At 38.7% G+C, this 20,272-nt stretch carries 12 protein-coding genes; 8 read left to right on the forward strand and 4 right to left on the reverse strand.

What is annotated here, in order from left to right; all coding sequences use genetic code 11:
• Positions 1 to 6 precede the first annotated feature (6 nt).
• From sov to DUT68_RS07575, 7 genes are all read left to right on the forward strand, one after another.
• Complete coding sequence (sov, locus tag DUT68_RS07545) at positions 7 to 7,170, forward strand: T9SS outer membrane translocon Sov/SprA (protein ID WP_237088287.1); 7,164 nt, start codon at positions 7 to 9, stop codon at positions 7,168 to 7,170.
• A gap of 154 nt (positions 7,171 to 7,324) precedes the next feature.
• Positions 7,325 to 7,705: a glycine cleavage system protein GcvH gene (gcvH, locus tag DUT68_RS07550; protein ID WP_113637187.1), complete on the forward strand. Its 381-nt coding sequence runs from the start codon at positions 7,325 to 7,327 to the stop codon at positions 7,703 to 7,705.
• Between the two features lies 1 nt (position 7,706).
• The gene (locus tag DUT68_RS07555) at positions 7,707 to 8,114 is read left to right on the forward strand and encodes a VanZ family protein (protein WP_113637189.1); all 408 of its coding nucleotides are present in this window, start codon (positions 7,707 to 7,709) and stop codon (positions 8,112 to 8,114) included.
• A gap of 262 nt (positions 8,115 to 8,376) precedes the next feature.
• Entirely contained in the window at positions 8,377 to 11,169 is a 2,793-nt protein-coding gene (locus DUT68_RS07560; protein ID WP_113637191.1) for an outer membrane beta-barrel family protein, read from the forward strand.
• Between the two features lie 201 nt (positions 11,170 to 11,370).
• Positions 11,371 to 11,613 (forward strand): FeoA family protein, encoded by a 243-nt coding sequence (locus DUT68_RS07565; protein WP_237088288.1) that lies wholly within the window; start codon positions 11,371 to 11,373, stop codon positions 11,611 to 11,613.
• Between the two features lie 6 nt (positions 11,614 to 11,619).
• Complete coding sequence (gene feoB, locus DUT68_RS07570) at positions 11,620 to 13,743, forward strand: ferrous iron transport protein B (RefSeq protein ID WP_113637193.1); 2,124 nt, start codon at positions 11,620 to 11,622, stop codon at positions 13,741 to 13,743.
• 59 nt (positions 13,744 to 13,802) lie between these two features.
• The gene (locus DUT68_RS07575; RefSeq protein WP_113637194.1) at positions 13,803 to 14,414 is read left to right on the forward strand and encodes a SprT-like domain-containing protein; all 612 of its coding nucleotides are present in this window, start codon (positions 13,803 to 13,805) and stop codon (positions 14,412 to 14,414) included.
• Here the strand turns inward: DUT68_RS07575 and DUT68_RS07580 are convergent.
• From DUT68_RS07580 to DUT68_RS07595, 4 genes are all read right to left on the reverse strand, one after another.
• Positions 14,402 to 14,698, reverse strand: coding sequence for a helix-turn-helix domain-containing protein (locus DUT68_RS07580; RefSeq protein ID WP_113637196.1), 297 nt, complete (start codon positions 14,696 to 14,698; stop codon positions 14,402 to 14,404). The genes DUT68_RS07575 and DUT68_RS07580 overlap by 13 nt on opposite strands.
• Before the next feature lie 435 nt (positions 14,699 to 15,133).
• Positions 15,134 to 17,110, reverse strand: coding sequence for an alpha-ketoacid dehydrogenase subunit alpha/beta (locus DUT68_RS07585; protein WP_113637197.1), 1,977 nt, complete (start codon positions 17,108 to 17,110; stop codon positions 15,134 to 15,136).
• Positions 17,111 to 17,437: 327 nt separating this feature from the next.
• A complete protein-coding gene (locus DUT68_RS07590) occupies positions 17,438 to 18,826 on the reverse strand; it encodes a LutB/LldF family L-lactate oxidation iron-sulfur protein (protein WP_113637199.1) in 1,389 nt (462 codons plus the stop codon).
• 402 nt (positions 18,827 to 19,228) lie between these two features.
• Positions 19,229 to 19,759: a hypothetical protein gene (locus DUT68_RS07595; RefSeq protein ID WP_113637200.1), complete on the reverse strand. Its 531-nt coding sequence runs from the start codon at positions 19,757 to 19,759 to the stop codon at positions 19,229 to 19,231.
• A gap of 142 nt (positions 19,760 to 19,901) precedes the next feature.
• Between DUT68_RS07595 and DUT68_RS07600 the strand changes: the two genes are divergently transcribed.
• Positions 19,902 to 20,267, forward strand: coding sequence for a response regulator transcription factor (locus tag DUT68_RS07600; protein WP_113637202.1), 366 nt, complete (start codon positions 19,902 to 19,904; stop codon positions 20,265 to 20,267).
• Positions 20,268 to 20,272 lie beyond the last annotated feature (5 nt).

The raw sequence follows: 20,272 nt of genomic DNA on the forward strand, positions 1-20,272 counted from the left end.
ACCAACTTGAAAAACAAACTTACCTATTTTGTTTTATTGGTAGGCCTGTGCATAGGCCAAACTTTGTTTGCGCAAGTAACTGGCAGCTCCAAAACCGATACGGCTAAAAATAGTTTCAATTTAAGAGAAAAACAATGGATGGGCTTGCGTACCTATGCCAATCCGTTTTTTAAACTGCCAGAAAACGTTAAGAAAGAGGTAGAATATGATGCTGTTAACAACCGCTACATCATAACTGAGCGTATTGGCGATAAATTGTACACGCCGCCGCAATACCTCACGGTAGAGCAGTACCTTAGATTGGTAAACAGTGAAATTAAGCGAGAAAATTGGCGACTATTTTCTAACCAGGAAATTGATGATATCCGTAAAACGGGAATAATCCCAGAGGTTAAAATCAACAGCAGGGTTTTTGAGAAGATTTTTGGTGGCACTACAATTGATATACAGCCAAGCGGCGAAGCTGAGCTTACATTTTTAGGTAGGGTAAACCGTAACGAAAATCCACTTTTTAACGAACGTCAAAGGGTACAAAGTAATTTTGATTTCACGCAACGAATCCAAATGGATGTGGTGGGTAACATCGGTACCAAAATGAAAATCAAAATGAACTACAATACCGAGGCTCAGTTTGATTTTGAAAACCAAATTAAGTTGGATTATACTGGCGGTCCTGATGATATCATTAAACGCATCGAGGCAGGTAATGTTAGTTTACCACTCAATACTTCGTTAATTACCGGTACACAAGCTTTATTTGGTATAAAAACGCAATTACAGTTTGGTAAATTGGGTTTAACCACCGTGTTTACGCAACAGAAATCACAATCCAAACAAATTGAAATTAGCAACGGTGCACAGCAAAGTGATTTTCGCGTTAGCGGAAGCGAGTACGAGGCAAACAAACACTACTTCCTAGCACAATATTTCAGAGATCAATACAATAGAGCTTTGCGCACTCCGCCAACAGTACTAAGTGAAGTGAATATCACCAAGGTAGAAGTTTGGGTAACCAATAAAACGGGCAACACTACCGATTCAAGGGATGTAATCGGTTTCATGGATTTAGGCGAGTATGCCCCGTATAACGGTAATTTTGTGCGTACGCGTACAGATAGCTTGCCGTCTGGCTTTAACAACAGCACTTTTCCAACGCCTTCTAACGATTTATTGACTAAAATTCCAGCAGCAGCACGCCAATCTAACAGCGCTGCTTTGTTACAATATTTTCAAGGTTCTGGTTCAACAGATAATTTCGGTAAAATCACGTACGGTCGTAAGCTTACGGATAGGGAGTTTACCATACATCCACAATTGGGTTACATTTCCTTAAATGTACAACTCAACACCGATGAATTGCTGGCGGTTGCCTACCGATATACTTACCGAGGTGTTGAATATCAGGTAGGAGAATTTGCTACGGATGTGCCTTTTGATCAGGCAAATCCAAATGTGCTGTTTGCGAAGCTCCTAAAAAATGAAACTACTAAGCCCGAATTGCCAATTTGGAACTTGATGATGAAAAACATCTACAACATCGGGGGCTACCAAATCAGCAATCAAAATTTTAGGTTGGATTTATTTAGGCTCGATGAAACATCTGGCGTAGAGCGGGCAATGATTACCGAAGGCTCTAGAACCAACGGCAAAATTTGGCTACAAGCAGTTGGCTTGGATAGGTTAAACCCACAAAAGGAGCGTAAACCTGATGGGGTGTTCGACTTCGAATCGCAGAATAGTCCTTTCGCAGCTGCCCAAAATAATGTGGGAACTACCAATAATCCTAATTTCGGCAATGGCGCTTCGGCTACTTCGTTAACTAATTCTATCAGCGGCTATGTAACTATAGATCCGCAAAACGGACGTATCATATTTCCAGTTATTGAGCCTTTTGGTAAGGATTTGGCGGCACAATTTAACCAAACCTCTGAGCAAAATTTAATTGATAAATATACTTTTCCGCAATTGTACACCGCTACAAAAGTGGATGCGCAACAGCTATCTCCAGGCAAAGATCGATACCTGTTCAAAGGGCATTATCAATCTGAAATTTCATCAGAATTTAGTTTGAACTCCATTAATGTTCCCGAGGGCTCTGTAAAGGTATTCATGGGAAGTATTCCTTTGGTTGAAGGAAATGACTATACCGTGGATTACATGAGTGGCAGGGTTAAAATTTTAAATACCGCGTTACTAAGTTCAGGACAATCTATTCGTATTTCTACCGAAAATAATGAGCTTTTTGGTTTGCAACAGCGTTCCTTATTTGGTATTAGAGGCGATTATCGGGTAAACAATAAGTTGAATATTGGCGGTACTTTTATGAACCTTACCGAGCGTCCAATTACCCCTAAAGTGAATTTTGGCGAAGAACCAATTTCCAATTCCATTTGGGGCATGGATATCAACTACACCTCTTCTTCAAGGTTTTTAACCAAGATGGTGGATAAATTGCCATTAATCTCTACCAAAGAAAAATCCAATGTTAGTTTTTATGGCGAATTTGCCCAATTAGTGCCAGGTTCTCCAAAAGCCTTGAACATGGGCGGAAGCAAAGGTGGCACAAGTTTCTTGGATGATTTTGAGGCTTCTCGTTCGGTAATTGATTTAAAGGCAGCTATTGCTTGGCAAATTTCTGGCACACCGCAATTGTTTCCAGAATATCAATTTAATGATGATTTACGGTACGGCTATAACCGTGCTAAGTTGGCCTTCTATAACATTGATCCTATTTTTTACGGTAGGGGTGGCGCCGGCCAAGTGCCTGCTAATTTACGTAGCGATAAAAACGAACTTTCTAACCATTATGTAAGGGAAGTTTTGGAAACGGAGGTTTTTCCATTTAAACAAATTAGTACAGGGCAGGCCATTACCTTACAAACTTTAGACTTAGCTTACTACCCGATGTTGCGTGGTCCGTACAATTTTACTACAACGGGCTTTAATGCAAACGGAACGCTGCAAAATCCGCGTACCAGATGGGGAGGTATCATGCGTAGGGTTGATGTAAATGATTTTGAAGCACAAAATATTGAATATATCGAACTTTGGGTGATGGATCCGTTCATGTACAAGCCGGGTTCGCAAGGTGGAGATTTGTATTTCAATATTGGTAATATCTCCGAAGATATTTTAAAGGATGGAAGAAAATCATTAGAAAATGCTTTGCCTGCTGGAAACGACGCCAGTAAATATGACGAAACTAACTGGGGTAGGGTAGCCAAATTGCAGCCAGTAGTGCAGGTTTTCGACAATGATCCAGAAGTAAGAAGAGCACAGGACGTAGGTTTGGATGGACTGTCTAACGTTAATGAAAGACAAAAATTTGCAGCACAAATAGCTCAAATTAGAGCACAACTTAATCCTGATGCTGGGCTGGCTTTTGAAAACGATCCTTCATCTGATGACTACTCTTATTTCAGGGGTGGTGTATTGGATCAAGAAAATGCTGGAATCTTGAAACGCTACATGAATTTCAACGGTCTAGAAGGGAACTCTAAAACTTCTCAGCAATCGCAACAGGAACTTGGCTTAGAAAACTCAGCTTCAACCTTCTTGCCAGATGGCGAAGATGTGAACAGGGACAATAACATGACTCAATCTGACCAGTATTTTCAGTATAAAATCTCTATTCGCCCAGCGGATTTGCAGCAGGTTGGTCAGGGCTTTGTTACTGATAAGGTGGTATCTTCCGTAAAATTAGCCAACGGACAAACGCAAAATGCAACTTGGTATCAAATTCGCGTGCCTATAGCGCAATACGAAGCTGCAGTAGGTGGCATTCAGGATTTTAAATCCATCCGTTTTGTGCGTATGTTCATGACCGATTTTGCCGACACAACAGTATTAAGGTTTGCGAAAATCCAATTTGTACGTGGGGAGTGGAGGCAATACAACGCTAAAAACGAAAGCGGAAAAGTAATTGCTGATCCAGCACTTGGGTTAACACCTTCTCCTGATAATTCTATACTGGAATTAGGGACAGTTAACATCGAAGAAAATGGCCGTAGAGCTCCAATACCTTACGTTGTGCCTCCGGGTATTGAGCGTGAAAGGGATTTTAGCAATTACCGTGGAGATACGCGTCAAAACGAGCAATCGCTTTCCTTAATTGTGAAAGATTTACGAGACGGTTACGGTAGGGCTGCTTTTAAAACCGCATTCAACGATTTTAGATCCTACAAAAAACTCGAAATGTACGTCCATTTAGAGGGCGATGGCATTAACAGTTTAGAGGATAATGAACTAAGTGCTTTCCTGCGCATCGGTACAGATAATAGCGACAATTACTACGAATATAATCAACCGCTAAAGGTAACTAGGCCGGGTACTTCGGATCCGTATGCCATTTGGCCTGATGAAAATAAAATGGTGGTTGAGCTAGAGTTATTGCAAAAAGCCAAGGTAGCACGTAACAATGCCCGTTTTGGTACTGGTCCGTGGCCAATTGACAGGCCATTTAGGTACACCGATGGCAAAAACACCATTATCGTAAAAGGACAGCCTGATATGAGTAAGGTACGTGTATACATGCTAGGGGTTAAAAATCCTTTACGTACCGGCCCAGATGCCTCACCTAATGACGATGGTTTGGCTAAATATGGACAGGTTTGGTTCAACGAGTTGCGTTTAACTGAATTTGATCAACGTGGTGGATGGGCTGCAACTGCCAGAATGAACCTTAAACTCGCTGATTTTGCCGATGTAAATGTTTCTGGGGCAAAATCTACCATTGGTTTTGGTTCTATCGATAGCAAGGTGAGTGAACGCAGCAGGTCAGAAAATACAGCATTTGATATCTCTTCAAATATGGAGCTGGGTAAGTTTTTACCGAAGAAAAGCGGAGTGAAAATCCCAATGTTTATAAGTTACTCAAAGCAGGTTGCTACACCACAATTTGATCCTCGTACTCCAGATATTGAACTATCTAAAGCGCTTGAGGTATCTAATAAAGCACAACGTGATTCGATATTGAATTTTGCGCAAGATTATACCACACGTAGCAGTTTAGCTTTTACCAATGTTAGAAAAGATAGGGTAAATCAAGAAGCCAAAGTAAGGTTATGGGATATTGAGAATTTCAATATTTCTTATGCTCAAAGTAAGTTATCGCACCGCGATTTTATTAATGAAGCTACTATTCAAAATACTTACAAGGCTTCTTTAGCATACAACTACAGCTATACATCAAAAAGTTATACGCCGTTTAGTAAAATCATCAAATCTAATACCTTAAAGCTTTTAAAAGATTTCAATTTTTCATTGCTGCCAAATTCAATCAATTTTAGGGTAGATTTTGATCGTTTTTATGCTGAAAACACGTTGAGAAATAATGATCCTAACACAAACATTCCAATATACACCACTTACAACAAAAACTTCTTGGTGACTAGGGTTTATGGCATTGCTTGGGATTTAACTAAATCATTAAGCTTGGATTTTGATGCAACAAACTATTCAATTATTGATGAACCAGACGGAAAGATAGAGGGCTTAAAACGTGATACGCTTTGGAATAATTTGAAAAGTTTAGGTAGAAATACCGATTATAACCACAGTTTGAATGTGCGCTATAATTGGCCAATTGGAAAAATTCCGGGCTTGGATTGGGTAAGTGTAGCCACTACCTATGGCACCACTTTTACTTGGCAAACCGAGGCATTATCTACCTTGAATGATCCGTCAATTAATTTGGGTAACACCATCCAAAACTCAAGGACAATACAGGTTAATCCAACATTGAATTTTATTTCGTTTTACAATAAGTTTGGAGCTATTAGGCGTATGCTTAACAATAGAGATACTGTATTTAAGTTCTCCAACTTCATGGTAGGGCTTTTAACCAGTATCAAAAATGTAAACGTAGCATTTACACAAACTAAGGGTACTTTTTTACCGGGATATCTACCTAAAACCAAGTTTTTTGGTATAGATGACGCAACCGGTGCACCTGGTTTGGGTTTTGTTTTTGGTAGCCAAAGAGATATTAGGCTGATGGCTGTTAACAACGGATGGATTACTACTGATCCTAACCAAGTTCAGCTTTACGTAAATACCTTACGCGAAGATTTCCAGCTTACTAGTACTATTGAGCCATTAAAGGATTTAAAAGTGACCTTAACGGCCGCTAAAAACCGTACGTTAAACTACTCTACAAACTTTAAATATGATTTGCCTAGCGGCGGATTTACTAACTTTAGTCCTAATACCACTGGCGATTACAGTGTTTCTATCATTTCCCTAGGTACGGCGTTTAAAGATAAAAGCGGCACAACGCTGTCGAGTGTGTTTAATGATTTTATGAGCAATCGCTCCGTTATATCTCGTCGTTTGGGTGGTATTAATCCAAACTCAAATGGCGTAGTTAATGGTTTTGCACAAGGTTATGATAAAAGTTCGCAAGACGTTGTGGTGTTGTCATTTTTAGCGGCCTATACCGGTAAGGATGCGAGCTCAGTAAGTTTAAACAGCTTGCCTAAAATTCCGCTTCCAAACTGGCGTATTACCTATGCAGGCTTAACCAAGTATGCTTTCATTGCTGATCGTTTTTCTGAAATGAGTTTAAGGCATGGCTACCGCTCTACCTACAGTATCAATGGCTTCAATAGCTTGTTGAAGTACCAGGAAACCGATGGTTTTGTTAGCAGTCGCGATGTGAACGGAAACTTTCTGCCGTTGTATCAGTTTGCACAGGTGAGTATCTCTGAGCAGTTTGCACCACTTATCGGAATAGATACACGTTTAAAAAACAACATGACGCTTAACTTTGAGGTGAACAAAACCCGACTGCTGGGTTTAAGTTTGGCTAACAGTCAGCTAGCGCATTTGTCAGAAAATAATATCGTTTTTGGTTTAGGCTATCGCACTACAAAGTTTAGGTTCCCATTTGGATTATTTAAGCAATTGAAGCTGGATAACAACATGGACTTTAAACTAGATGTATCAGTTAGGGATAATAAAACCGTGATTTATAGGGCTGACATTACAGAGGCTGAGGTATCATCAGGAGCTAAAAATATTACTTTACGCCCAAGTGTAGATTATATATTAAACCAACGTTTCAACGTAAGGGTATTCTACGATTCGAACATTACAAAGCCATACACTTCGCAATCGTTCAATACCTCGTTCAGCAATTTTGGCTTCAGTTTAAGAGCTACTTTAAACTAATAAAGCTAATAAGGTTTACAAAACTTATGGTGCTGTTAAGGTGTTGTTTTTAAAAGATTGCTTGCTTGCCATTTAAAGATTTTTAGCCACAACAAAAATTATTAACTTTGCCTCATTACAAGCAAACGAGATAACAAAACTTAATCATATAAAAATGAACTTTCCATCAGAATTAAAGTACACTAAAGACCACGAATGGGTATCAGTATCAGGAAATGAAGCTACTATTGGCATTACCGATTTTGCTCAACGTGAATTGGGCGATATCGTTTACATTGATATCAATACAGTAGGCTCTGAAGTAAGCAAAGAAGAGGTTTTTGGTACAGTGGAAGCTGTTAAAACTGTTTCAGATTTATTTATGCCAGTAACAGGTACAGTAACTGAATTTAATGCTGCTTTAAATGATAACCCTGAGTTGGTAAACTCTGACCCTTATGGTGAAGGCTGGATGGTTAAAGTTGCTTTAACTGATGCTACTGATGTAGAAGGTTTATTGAGCGCCGACGAATATAAAGCACTAGTAGGTGCATAACATGTCATTTACCAAAGCACTAAAATATCAGCGTTGGGCTATTTTATGGACCATCATTATTTTAGTGCTTTGTAATTTGGATTTATCTCACGCTGGAGGTAATAGCGATATTTTCTTCAAAGGTTTTGATAAATTAGCGCATCTAGGTTTCTTTTACGTTCTCACCATCTTGCTGTTTTACGGTAAGATCAAATACCAGCATAGCTACCATTTTAGGTCGTTAACCATTTTCAAAATTATTTTAATTTCCGCAATTCTTGGCGGCGGTATTGAACTGATACAGTGGAAAATTTTCACTTACAGATCTGCAGAATGGTGGGATTTTTTTGCTGATATGATAGGCTGCTTTATGGGCGTATTTAGTTATGTGCTATTACATTTATCAAACTATGAAAACGCTAAGGTTTAATTTGGTATTAATTTTTTTACTCGCTATGGTGCTATCATCATGCAGTATTTTTAAACCTAGCTGTAAATGCCCTAAAATACCGCATTCTCGCTATAAATAAGGTAAATCAACAACTTATTATCCGTTACAAATTATACCTGTTTTTTTGATTGTAACGATAAAGTTAGTTGTATTTAAAATGTTACTAGACTTTTAACATTCCTTAACAAACCTTTGTGCCTATAAAAAGTCTGATAGGTATTCAAAAAACATAAAAACACAAATGAATAAACATTTACAAAAATTGCTTTTTGTTGGTTTACTATGGTTGGCCAACTTAGCTTTTGCGCAAGCGCAGGGTACTGTAAGCGGAAAAGTACTTGGGCAAAAGGATAAACAACCTGTAGATTACGCTTCTATTGCCATCAAAAAATTAGCGGCAGATTCGGCCGTAGTTGGAACCACCTCAACCAGTGCTAGTGGTAATTTCTCTATACCAAACATCGCCGCTGGAAAGTATCGCTTATATGTGGTGTTTCTTGGTTTAAAAACTATCAATAGAGATTTTGAGCTTACTGCAGCTAAGCCAAGCATTAACTTTGGCGAACTTTTAATGGAAGATACAGGTGTAACACTAAAAGGTGTTGAAATTAAAGGCGAGACGCCGCCTGTAGTAGTAAAGAAAGATACTTTGGAGATCAATGCTTCTACATTAAAAGTTAAAGAGAACTCGGTGGTAGAAGATTTATTGAAGAAAGTACCAGGTGTTGAGGTATCAAAAGATGGTACAGTAACTACGCAGGGAGAAACGATCAAAAGGGTAAAAGTTGACGGTAAGGATTTCATGGGTAACGATCCGTTACTTGCTACTAGAAACTTACCTGCCGACATGGTAGATAAGATTCAAATTATCGATGATATGTCGGAACAGTCTAAATTTTCAGGAGTTGATGACGGTAACCGCGAAAAAATCTTAAATATCGTTACCAAAAATGGTGTTAAAAACAAAGGCTATATTGGCAACAATACAGTTGGTTACGGTACCGATGACCGTTACGACGTGAACATTAACGTTAACCGATTTGACAATGCACAACAGCTATCCTTAATTGGACAGTTTAACAACATCAACAAACAAAACTTTGGTGGCGGTATTGGCGGCGGCGGTGGCCGTGGTATGATGTTTGGCGGCGGCGGTAATGGTCAGCCACAGCCAGGTATTACCACAACAAACGCAGCTGGTGTAAACTTTGCTGATACTTACGATGATGGTACGCAGTTTAATGCTAGTTATTTCTTTAACAAAACATCATTGTTTAACACCAATACTACCAACTCTCAAAATTTTATTGGTAACAACGTGGTAAGCAACAATAGTGATTTGGAAAGCACTACTGATCGTTTAAATCACCGTTTAAACTTCATGATTGATACCAAGTTGGATTCAGCTACTTCTATCAGGATTCAGCCAAATATTAGTTATACTGATAATAGCAGCAACAGTATGAGCAACTACTTTAGAAATAACTCAGTTGGTAATGCTGTTGGCTCGCAAAATTTGGTTACAGGCTCAACCGCTCCTTCGGTTAACAACAACTTATTGTTAAGGAGAAAGTTCCTTCGTCGTGGACGTACACTTTCGTTAAACATCTCTACCAATATTAATGATAGTGATGCTGATACCTATAATAAGAACCCAGAAACACTAACCGCACCGGGTGGCGCAGTAATTAAAACTCAAAACCTTAATCAGCTTAACGATAATAACGTAAGTTCGTTCAATAACACTGCTCGTTTGGTGTATACTGAGCCCTTATCTAAAACCTTAAGTATGGAATTCAATTTCCAAAACGGTTATATTTACGATAATAGGGATAGGAAAGTGTATGATTTTAATATCCTTACTCAACAGTATGATGTAATCAATACAACTTTCAGTAACAACTTTGAAAACACCACTTGGACTAATGCTTTGGGTTTTAGCTTGAATAAAAACGAGAAAAAATATAACTGGAATATTGGTGTAGCAGGACAGCTAACAAATCGTAAAAACTACAATCTGTCAACTGATGTGTTGTTTAAGCAAAACTTCATCAACATTACGCCATCGGCACAGTTTAGGTATAATTTTAGCAACACTAAACGTTTAAGGGTTGATTATAATGGCCGTACAAACCAACCAAGCATTGATCAGATTCAACCGATTGTAGACAATACCAACAACCTAACCGTTCCAATTGGTAATCCGGATTTGAAACCTTCATTCTCGAATAATTTAAGAGTATTCTATAACAATTTTGACTTTGCAAGCTACCGTACCTTGTTTATTGGTGCAGTAATTACGCAAACTTTCAATGACTTTGGTAACTCACAAAGAGAGATCACTACAGGCGCTAATGCAGGTAAAATTGAAAATAGGGTAGTAAACGTAGATGGTAACTACAGCGCTAACATCTTTGGTACTTTAGGCTTGCCAATTATCAAAGGCAATAAATTGAACTTTCAAATTGATGGAGCTTTATCTAACAGCAAAGGAACAAACATTACCGCTACAGGTTTAGAAAACGTAACCAAGAATATCGGTATAAGAAACGGTTACAAATTGGTTTCCAACATGGATAAACTGGATTTAATTGCTGGTGTTTCTGGAAGATGGGACCACGGTACTTATACTATTGGAGAAACTACTAACTTCTATACTTTCTCTCCAAATATTGATATCAGTTATTTGTTCCCGGGTAATATCCGTTTACAAACTGATGCTACTTTTAACAAATTGACTGGTAGAGGTGCAGGTTTCAATACTTCGTTTACACAAGTGAATGGCTACATTAGTCGCCAGTTCTTTAAAAACAAAGGTACTTTCAAGTTGTCAGTTTACGATTTGTTTAACGAAAACGTAGGTATTTCGCGTACTGCAAGTGCCAACTCAATTGTAGATCAGAATTTTAACGTGCTTAAACGTTATTTCATGTTCTCATTTACTTATGCTTTGAACAGCATTGGCGGTATGCAAACGCAAGGCCGACAAGGACAGGGCGGAGGTTTCAGGATGGGTAGGCCAGGTGGTATGTAACACCTCATTTTTTTGACATATTAAGGGGCTGTTTCGATTTGCTCATCTGTTCAAATTATTGAAAGATGAGTAAACTGCCGAAGCAGCCCTTTTGCTTTTATTGACTTTTTTGATTTTTGTCATTTTTCATCTTTTGTAGCTACTTCTTATTTGGATTTGATTTAAATAAGCCTTAACTTGCGTCAAATTTAAGGGCGATATATGATGAATGCTCAATTAGTAGATGATTTAAAACTTTCGCAGTTAAACCCTGGGCAAAAAGGAACGATAGTTTCTTTCACAGATGCGCAAATGGCGGTTAAATTGATGGAAATGGGTTGTTTGCCTGGCGAAGTGGTAGAGGTAGAAAGGTATGCTCCATTTGGCGATCCTATCGCTATTCGTGTGGCGGGTTATCAGCTTTGCTTACGTAAGGCCGAAGCTGCGGTAATCATAATTGAATAAGTTGTTTTGGCTAATCTTAAAGTTGCTTTAGTCGGGAATCCGAATACTGGAAAATCTACATTATTTAACCTTTTAACGGGATTAAATCAAAAAGTTGGGAACTTTCCCGGAATTACCGTTGATAAAAAAACTGGTTTTTGCAAACTATCTTCAGGAGTAAGTGCCGAAATCATCGACTTACCCGGTACATACAGTCTTTACCCAAAAAGTAAAGATGAAAGTATTGTTTTTCAGGTGCTTGCTGATAAAACTAATCCGAGCCACCCTGATATCATTATTTTAGTAGCCGATGCTACCAACCTACGTAGAAATTTATTGCTGTTCTCTCAAGTAGCTGATTTAGGCATTCCAATGCTATTAGTGCTTAACATGGCCGATTTAGCCAAGAAAGAGGGAATTAGTGTAAACGTAAATAAATTAGCAGAGCGTTTAGGCGTTCAAGTAGTTACCATATCTGCCCGAAAACTTTCAGGGATTGATACCCTGAAAAAGGCAATGGCGCACACTACGTTAATTGCTACCCAAAATACTACTATTGATGCCAGGAATTATGCTCCTGCTGCAGTTGATGCCGTTAAAGAAAAACTAGGTGATGTAAGTGATTATTATGCCCTGCAGGTATTGCATCAGCATGAAACACTTACTTTTTTATCTAAACAGCAACAAGAGGAAATTGAAACTATCGAAGTTACCAACGGTTTTGAAAGTGTCAAACTTCAGGGCGAAGAAACCGTAGCCAGGTATCGCCAATTGAGTAAAATTTTGAACGAGGTGGTGGTTGATTTGGGAGCGGAAAAAAAATTCGCCCTTACTGATAAAATCGACTCCGTTTTGACGCATAAGGTATGGGGTTTTCTCATTTTCTTTTTCATCTTATTCTTCATTTTTAACGCCATTTTCTCTTGGTCATCTGTTCCAATGGATTTAATTGAAGGCGGTTTTGCATGGCTTACCACTTCTGGACATGAGTATTTGCCTGCCGGTGTTTTAACAGATTTGTTATTAGACGGCGTAGTTGCCGGATTGGGAGGCATTGTGATATTCATCCCTCAAATAGCAATTTTGTTTGCTTTGATATCTATTTTGGAAGATACGGGCTACATGGCTAGGGTAACCTTCTTGATGGATAAAATCATGCGTCGCTTTGGCTTAAGTGGTAAATCTGTGGTGCCACTAATTGGCGGTATCGCTTGTGCGGTGCCTTCCATCATGAGTGCCCGTAACATTGAAAATTGGAAAGATCGTATCATCACCATTATGGTTACACCATTGGTGAGCTGCTCGGCCCGCTTACCGGTATATGCGCTGTTAATTTCATTAGTGGTTCCTAATCAAAACGTTTGGGGTATTTTCAATATGCAAGGACTGGCTTTAATGGCCATGTATCTCATCAGCATTTTAGCAGCCATTTTAGTGGCATTGGTATTCAAGTTTATCATCAAAGCAAGGGAGCGTTCTTACTTTATCATGGAGCTACCGGTTTACCGCATGCCACGTTGGAAAAATGTGTTGCTCACCATGTACGAAAAATCGAAAACTTTTGTGTTTGAAGCCGGTAAAGTAATTATTGCCATTTCTATTGTACTTTGGGTAATGTCCACTTATGGTCCAAGCAACAGATTTGAAGCCATTGAAGCAAAATATGCAGCAATTGAGGCAAATTCTACTGATAGTGTTCAACTTGCTTCACTAGAAAGAGATAAATCTGCCGAGAAGTTGGAAAATTCATACGCAGGCATTTTGGGCAAAACCATAGAACCTGCAATTAAACCTCTGGGCTACGATTGGAAAATAGGCATCGCATTAATTACTTCATTTGCTGCTCGCGAAGCTTTTGTTGGTACCATGGCTACCATTTATAGCGTAGAAAGTGCCGATGGTGAACAGGGCGAATTGAGGTTGCGTGATAAAATTGCAGCTTCAAAAGATCCTGTAACTGGTTTGCCGGTATTTACTTTTGCTACGGCGATGTCTTTAATGTTATTTTATGCATTTGCCATGCAGTGTATGAGTACGGTGGCCATTGTATACCGAGAAACCAAATCGTGGAAATGGCCTGTGATACAGCTGGTTTATATGACTACCATGGCCTATGTTGCCGCCTTAGTTGCCTACCAACTTTTAAAGTAGCGCAAGTCAATCATCAACAGTCAGGATAAAATTGTAAATCTTAATTGTTAAATTTAGCAATGCCTTCAACTGATAAGACAGCCATTTTAGCCCAATATATGCCAGCTAACGCTGCTCCAATTATTGCCAAGTGGATTGATTACTTTCAGTGCGAATTTAAAATATCGAAAAACAGAACAACTAAGCTGGGCGACTATCGTCATCCGTTTAAAGGAACTGGCCATAAAATATCAGTAAATAACGATTTAAATCCTTATGCCTTTTTGGTAACTACGGTGCACGAGTTTGCCCATTTGCTTACCTGGAATGACCATAAAAATAAAGTTAAGCCTCACGGAGCCGAGTGGAAGACAAATTTCAAGCGCATGATGAAGCCTTTTTTTGATTTGAATGTATTTCCTCCTGATGTAAGCGATAGCATAGCGACCTACTTAAATAACCCTGCAGCATCAAGTTGTACTGATTTGCGCTTAGCACGTGCTTTAAAAAAATATGACGTAAAAGAAGCTGGCGTACATGTGGAGCAATTGCCAATGGCAGCAATTTTTTCGTTAAAAGATGGGCGTAGGTTTCAAAAGGCTGAAAAAATTAGGAAGCGTTACCGATGTACTTGTTTAGATAATGGTAAGGTTTATCTTTTCAATCCCTTGGCAGAAGTTTACGCAGAGTAAGCAACCTGTTTTCCAAAGTTTTCTTCTTTAGCTTTTTGGGCTTTAATTAATCTCACTGTTGTAGGATTATGCAAATAATGCTCATATTCAATGCATAAAATGAGATAGTGAAGTTCAAATCCGTAGTAAACTGCAATTAATTTTGCAGTGTCAATTTTCAACATCGTTTGATTTCTTTCCAATTTGGAATAGGCCGTTCGGTCCATATTTAAAAAACTGGAAATTTGAAGTTGAGTTACTCCCTTTTGCTTGCGCAAATGCTTTAAAATTTTACCAACATTCATAAAAGCGTTACTTATAAGTAAAATCAACTAAAGATACGACTTCCTAAAGTGATAAAATGTGCAAAAAAGTCACATTTTTCACTTGTATGTGTTAAATGAATATTTTTATAGCAACACATTAAAAACGTCCATCATCTAAAAATGAAACGCTCAAATTAGCCCCATCATCTGGTTTAACGCTCTCTCTCTTGTTAATTCCAGCAAGTAGCTAGTTTCCAATTTCATTTAATTAGTGTAGGTATTTAACGTGTACATACAGTAAATATTTTACTGGCTGTATTAACGGAGGTTCAATTAGTATTGACTAACCCTAATAACGGTCTAAAAAACGATATGATATTTAGCTGTATGAGTTTCCATTTTTTGGAAACTTAACAGGGACTATAGGCGAGTATTGCACTCGCCTAAGTACTTGATTAATTTCAGGTTTGCTGATTAATATTGAATCAGTTTAGCAACCGTTTCTGCTAATTTCGATTTTGCAAGGAAATCATCTTCTAAAATTTTACTCATAGGAATTGCTGTATCTAAGCTAGCACAACGCATTACAGGTGCATCCAAGTAGTTGAAACAGTGTTCGCCAATCCAAGCGGCAAGCTCAGCGCCAAAACCGTTCGTTAAGGTGTCTTCATGTAAAACGATGACTTTTCCAGTGTATTTTACCGCTTCCATTACCGCTTCTTTGTCCCAAGGTTGCAAGCTTACCAAATCAACCACAGTAGCATCAATTTCTGGATGTTGATTAAGATAATCCAAGGCCCAATGCACTCCCAGTCCGTAGGTGATAATGCTAAGCTGTTTGCCACGTTTTAAAATATTGGCTTTTCCTATTTCTATGGTGTAATAACCCGCTGGTACCTGACCACTTAAACTGCGGTAAAGGTATTTGTGCTCAAAGTAAATCACCGGATTGGGATCGTCAATTGCGGCCAAGAGTAAGCCCTTAGCATCAAAAGGGAAAGCCGGATATACAATTTTTAAGCCCGGAGTTTTGGTGAACCAAGCCTCGTTACTTTGCGAGTGGAAAGGGCCTGCACCTGTACCAGCACCTGTAGGCATGCGTACAACTACATCTGCTTTTTCGCCCCAGCGGTAGTGTGTTTTGGCCAAATTATTAACGATTTGGTTAAATCCAACACTCACAAAATCTGCAAACTGCATTTCAACTACTGCTTTATAGCCGTTAATGGATAGTCCCAAACCTGCGCCAACAATAGCCGATTCGCAAATTGGGGTGTTACGCACACGGGCCTTACCGAACTCGGTTACAAAGCCATCTGTAATTTTAAATGCACCACCGTATTCGGCAATATCTTGCCCCATCAAAACCAAATTTTCATGCCTAGACATTGCTTCTTTTAAGCCCTCGCTAATGGCATCAATATATCTTTTTTCAACACTTTGCCCTATAGGTGCAATGGTATTATGCTGATATGGATAATACATGTCCGCAAGTTCCGTGGCTTCATTTGGCTGTGGTTCAGGTTCATTAAAAGCCAGCTCTACTTCAAGGTCTATTTGCTTTTTATACTCTTTTTTCAGTTCCTCAATAATGATTTGGCTTAAAATGCCTTCTTGCAGTAAAAAATTCTCAAAATTCTTTACAGGATCTTTTACCGCCCATTCTTCAAATAATTGCTGAGGTACATATTTAGTTCCTGAAGCTTCTTCATGCCCACGCATCCTAAAAGTGAGGCACTCCACCAAAATTGGACGTGGGTTGCGGCGAATATCTTTGGCAAGTGAACTTAATTTATCGTACACTTCTAAAATGTTATTGCCATCTAGCTGTACACCCTCAATGCCGTAACCGATAGCTCGATCAACAAGTTGTTTACATTTATACTGCTCGTTTGTAGGTGTCGACAAACCGTAACCATTATTTTCAATGAGGAAGATTACTGGCAGATTCCAAACGGCTGCTACGTTGATAGCTTCATGAAAATCGCCTTCACTGGTAGCGCCTTCGCCAGTAAACACCAACGTTGCCTTTTGCTTTTCAGCAATCAAATCGGCAAGTGCAATGCCATCTGCAAGCGCCATTTGTGGTCCAAGGTGGGATATCATCCCGATAATTTTATAGTCCTGTGTTCCAAAGTGGAAGGATCGATCTCTACCTTTAGTGAAACCGGTCAGTTTACCTTGCCATTGTGCCATTAGTTTTTTCAATGGAATATCTCTGGTGGTAAAAACGCCCAAGTTACGGTGCATCGGCAGGATATATTCGTCGCTTTGCATGGCTAGGGTGCTTCCTACAGCAATAGCTTCTTGCCCAATTCCAGAAAACCACTTTCCAATTCGGCCTTGTCGCAATAAGATCAGCATTTTTTCCTCTACCAACCTTGGGAAAAGTAAACGTTTGTAAATAGCTAGTAGCTCTGAATCGGATTTTTGTTGGCGGTTAAACTGCATGTGGTAAGTTAAGGTTTTTTTAAGCCCGATAATTATCAGTTTACGAATTTATAATTAACCTTAAAAGACTCAAAGAAAACTGCTGCTTTTTTAAGTTTATTAGGATGTTTGAGGTTACTATTGATGAAGCACTTAGCTAGGGCTAGTTATTAGATGCTGGCACAGCCTTTCCTCGCTTTGTCATACTGTGAATTATTTCGGGATATTAAGTGCTAGTTGTAGTCGAATACAATGCTTTAAGATAACATCGCAGTGATTTTCTAATGCCATTATTTAAGAAGCAGAAAACTAAATCACGCAGTATGCTAACAGTAGGATATTCAAAATCTAATCCAAGTCTTTTTTCTTTTGATGTTCTTCCCAGCGTTTCGCAAATGATTTGGAAGCAATTTCGGGCATGTTACGGTATTTTCCCCAGCCTTTTTTAAAGAAAGTTTTGAGCATCAAATTCTTCATCTTACCACTAAAAAAGTCCATAAGGGAGCGTTTTTTCATGCCTTTTTTCCAAAGTGTCCAGCCTAAATTTTCAGTAGCTGTGTTTTCATTGGCTGTTGCGGCATCTCTTCTGTTGAGCAGCAGCATTTTATGGATATCAATTTTAACTGGGCAAACTTCTGAGCATTTTCCGCATAAGCTAGAGGCATAACTTAAGTGCTTAAACTCTTTCATGCCTTTAAAATGCGGCGTGATGATGGAGCCAATTGGTCCGCTGTAGGTAGTGCTATAAGTGTGGCCTCCAATATTTTTGTAAACCGGGCAAGCATTTAAACATGCTCCACAACGGATACAATATAGCGCTTGGCGTTGGTCTTTTTGAGCTAATAAGTTAGTACGACCATTGTCCAATAAAATCACATACATTTCCTCGGGGCCATCGGTTTCATTTGCTTGGCGTGGTCCACTTAAAATGGTATTGTACACCGTTAGGTTTTGTCCGGTACCATGGCTAGCCAATAATGGCCAAAATAAATCTAAGTCGGTGATAGATGGAATAAGTTTTTCTATACCAACAATAGCAATATGTATTTTCGGAAATGTGGTAGTTAGCCTTGCATTTCCTTCGTTTTCGGTAAGTGCAATGCTGCCAGTATCAGCAACTAAAAAATTACCGCCAGTAATACCAATATCTGCATTAAGATATTTGTCGCGGAGCAGTTCGCGGGCTTTTTGCGTTAGCTGTTCAGGAGTAGCATCAGCTGGAGTGCCAAATTTTTCGTTGAAGAGTTTGGCAATATCTTCTTTGCTGAGGTGCATTGCCGGCGTTACAATATGGTAGGGAGCTTGCCCCAAAAGCTGTACAATGTATTCGCCTAAGTCGCTTTCTAATGATTCGATGCCATGTTCCTCTAAAAATTCGTTCAAATGAATCTCTTCGGTAGTCATCGATTTTGATTTGATGACACTTTTGCCACCTACACGCTGGATAATTTGCAAAATTTCTTTTTGAGCTTCAGCGGCGTCATTTGCCCAAATTACTTTGCCACCTCTTTTTTGGAAATTAGATTCGAACTCAGGTAAAAGTTTATCTAAATTTTCCATTACACGCCATTTAACAACATGCGCTTTTCGTTTCGAGGCTTCTAAATTTTCAAATTTCGACAGTCCACGCTGCACTGCTGCATTATACTTCCCAATGTTGTAATTGATGGTATTGCGGTGTGACACATCGAATGCCTTTTCATCGGCTTTAACTAAAAATTCGTCGGCAATGCTCATAAGTGTTCAAATATATGCAAATAGGGCAGGGGTTTAAAATTTAACGCCCTAATGTTGATATAATTATTGATTTGCTGTCGAGAATTTGAAAATGTACAAACAATTTTAATGGCGAATTAATAAACGTAAATTCGAGATAAGCGTCACACAAAAACATCTTCTAATTCGTTTTTTACATCATTTTCTTAGCTCGCCGCCGCTGAGCTCCTACTTTTTGACCGCAACAAGTAGCAAAAATTCTCGGTTGCCTATTTTTCTTTCAAAGGATGTGATTTGGCTTATGGGTGCCACCCGAAAAATAGAAGACCGAGAATTAGCAAAACGGAGATTTGAGCGGCTATCGCTAGCAAATGGCCTATTTCTATTACTCTATTATCCAATCATATTAATTAGCACTTTTCGCTATAGGCTGTCAATTTCTTTCATATAAGCCAAGTAAGCTTGCTTGTAATTCAATTCTTTGTTTTCAGGCTTCGAAATAAACAGTAAAAAATCTTCTAAATCGGCCTCAGTAAACCCTAATTTTCGAAATAACAGCTGGTCTTTTTCCCAGTTGCTAGGATTTACTTTGAGGTTTGCCATTTCTCTATAAAGCATAATACCTTTTCTAAATTCCAAATAACCAATACCTTGCTTGAAAGCATTAACTGCCTTAATTAAGTTTTGGTAAGTTACAATGGTATCAGGTTTGGATTCGCTTAAAATGGTAAATAACAGCTGTGGTTTTAACAATTCCACATCTACAGTATCAAAATCAATGAATTGTTTAAGGATCTTTATGTCCTCTACAAATAATGAATCAGTAGCTTTTAATCGATGTTTTAAGAAATTAGGTTGTTTTTGGAGCATATTTGTCTGTACGATAGGTTGTTGTGCGCAAACAGTAAGGCTCAATACCCACATCAAAATCAGAAATACACCTTTTTTATTCATGATACAAAGTTAACAAGGCAAACGGATGTTTGTAGATTGAATAGGTTTTTACACATAATATTTTTAAGATTTTAAAAATATTGGCATATTGCGGAAAACAAAAAATAAGGTAATTTGTATTACTTATTCATTGCTTATTTTAATGAAAAAGACAGTTTGGGTCGTTGAGGACGACTTAGGAATTGGAGAAATTATTAGTTTGCTTTTGCAGGAGGAGGGCTATGCGGTTAGATTATTTGAGAATGCCCGCAGTTTTTTAGATGCTATTGGCGAACCTAACCCAGACCTAGATATTTTAGTTTTAGATATTATGCTACCTGATGGAAACGGCGTGGAGCTGTGCAATATCGTTAGAACAAATCCTGAAATTGGCAGAGTTCCAATCATGATGATGTCGGCAAACAGGGCGTTGTCGGACATTAGTACTCTTTGTTCGGCAGATGATTTTATTGCTAAGCCCTTCGATATCTTTGACTTCGTAAATAAGTTGGGAAGACTTTCAGCTTAGAAATA

Origin of the sequence: Pedobacter zeaxanthinifaciens (genome assembly GCF_003313335.1) — a bacterium.
Classification (GTDB): domain Bacteria; phylum Bacteroidota; class Bacteroidia; order Sphingobacteriales; family Sphingobacteriaceae; genus Pedobacter; species Pedobacter zeaxanthinifaciens.

Bases quoted from the DNA above. Each gene is read 5' to 3' on its own strand.
- DUT68_RS07600 (WP_113637202.1), top strand. From the start codon at position 19,902: ATGAAAAAGACAGTTTGGGTCGTTGAGGACGACTTAGGAATTGGAGAA.
- DUT68_RS07595 (WP_113637200.1), bottom strand. From the start codon at position 19,759: ATGAATAAAAAAGGTGTATTTCTGATTTTGATGTGGGTATTGAGCCTT.
- DUT68_RS07580 (WP_113637196.1), bottom strand. From the start codon at position 14,698: ATGAATGTTGGTAAAATTTTAAAGCATTTGCGCAAGCAAAAGGGAGTA.
- DUT68_RS07555 (WP_113637189.1), top strand. From the start codon at position 7,707: ATGTCATTTACCAAAGCACTAAAATATCAGCGTTGGGCTATTTTATGG.
- DUT68_RS07585 (WP_113637197.1), bottom strand. From the start codon at position 17,110: ATGCAGTTTAACCGCCAACAAAAATCCGATTCAGAGCTACTAGCTATT.
- DUT68_RS07565 (WP_237088288.1), top strand. From the start codon at position 11,371: ATGATGAATGCTCAATTAGTAGATGATTTAAAACTTTCGCAGTTAAAC.
- gcvH (WP_113637187.1), top strand. From the start codon at position 7,325: ATGAACTTTCCATCAGAATTAAAGTACACTAAAGACCACGAATGGGTA.
- DUT68_RS07590 (WP_113637199.1), bottom strand. From the start codon at position 18,826: ATGAGCATTGCCGACGAATTTTTAGTTAAAGCCGATGAAAAGGCATTC.
- DUT68_RS07560 (WP_113637191.1), top strand. From the start codon at position 8,377: ATGAATAAACATTTACAAAAATTGCTTTTTGTTGGTTTACTATGGTTG.
- DUT68_RS07575 (WP_113637194.1), top strand. From the start codon at position 13,803: ATGCCTTCAACTGATAAGACAGCCATTTTAGCCCAATATATGCCAGCT.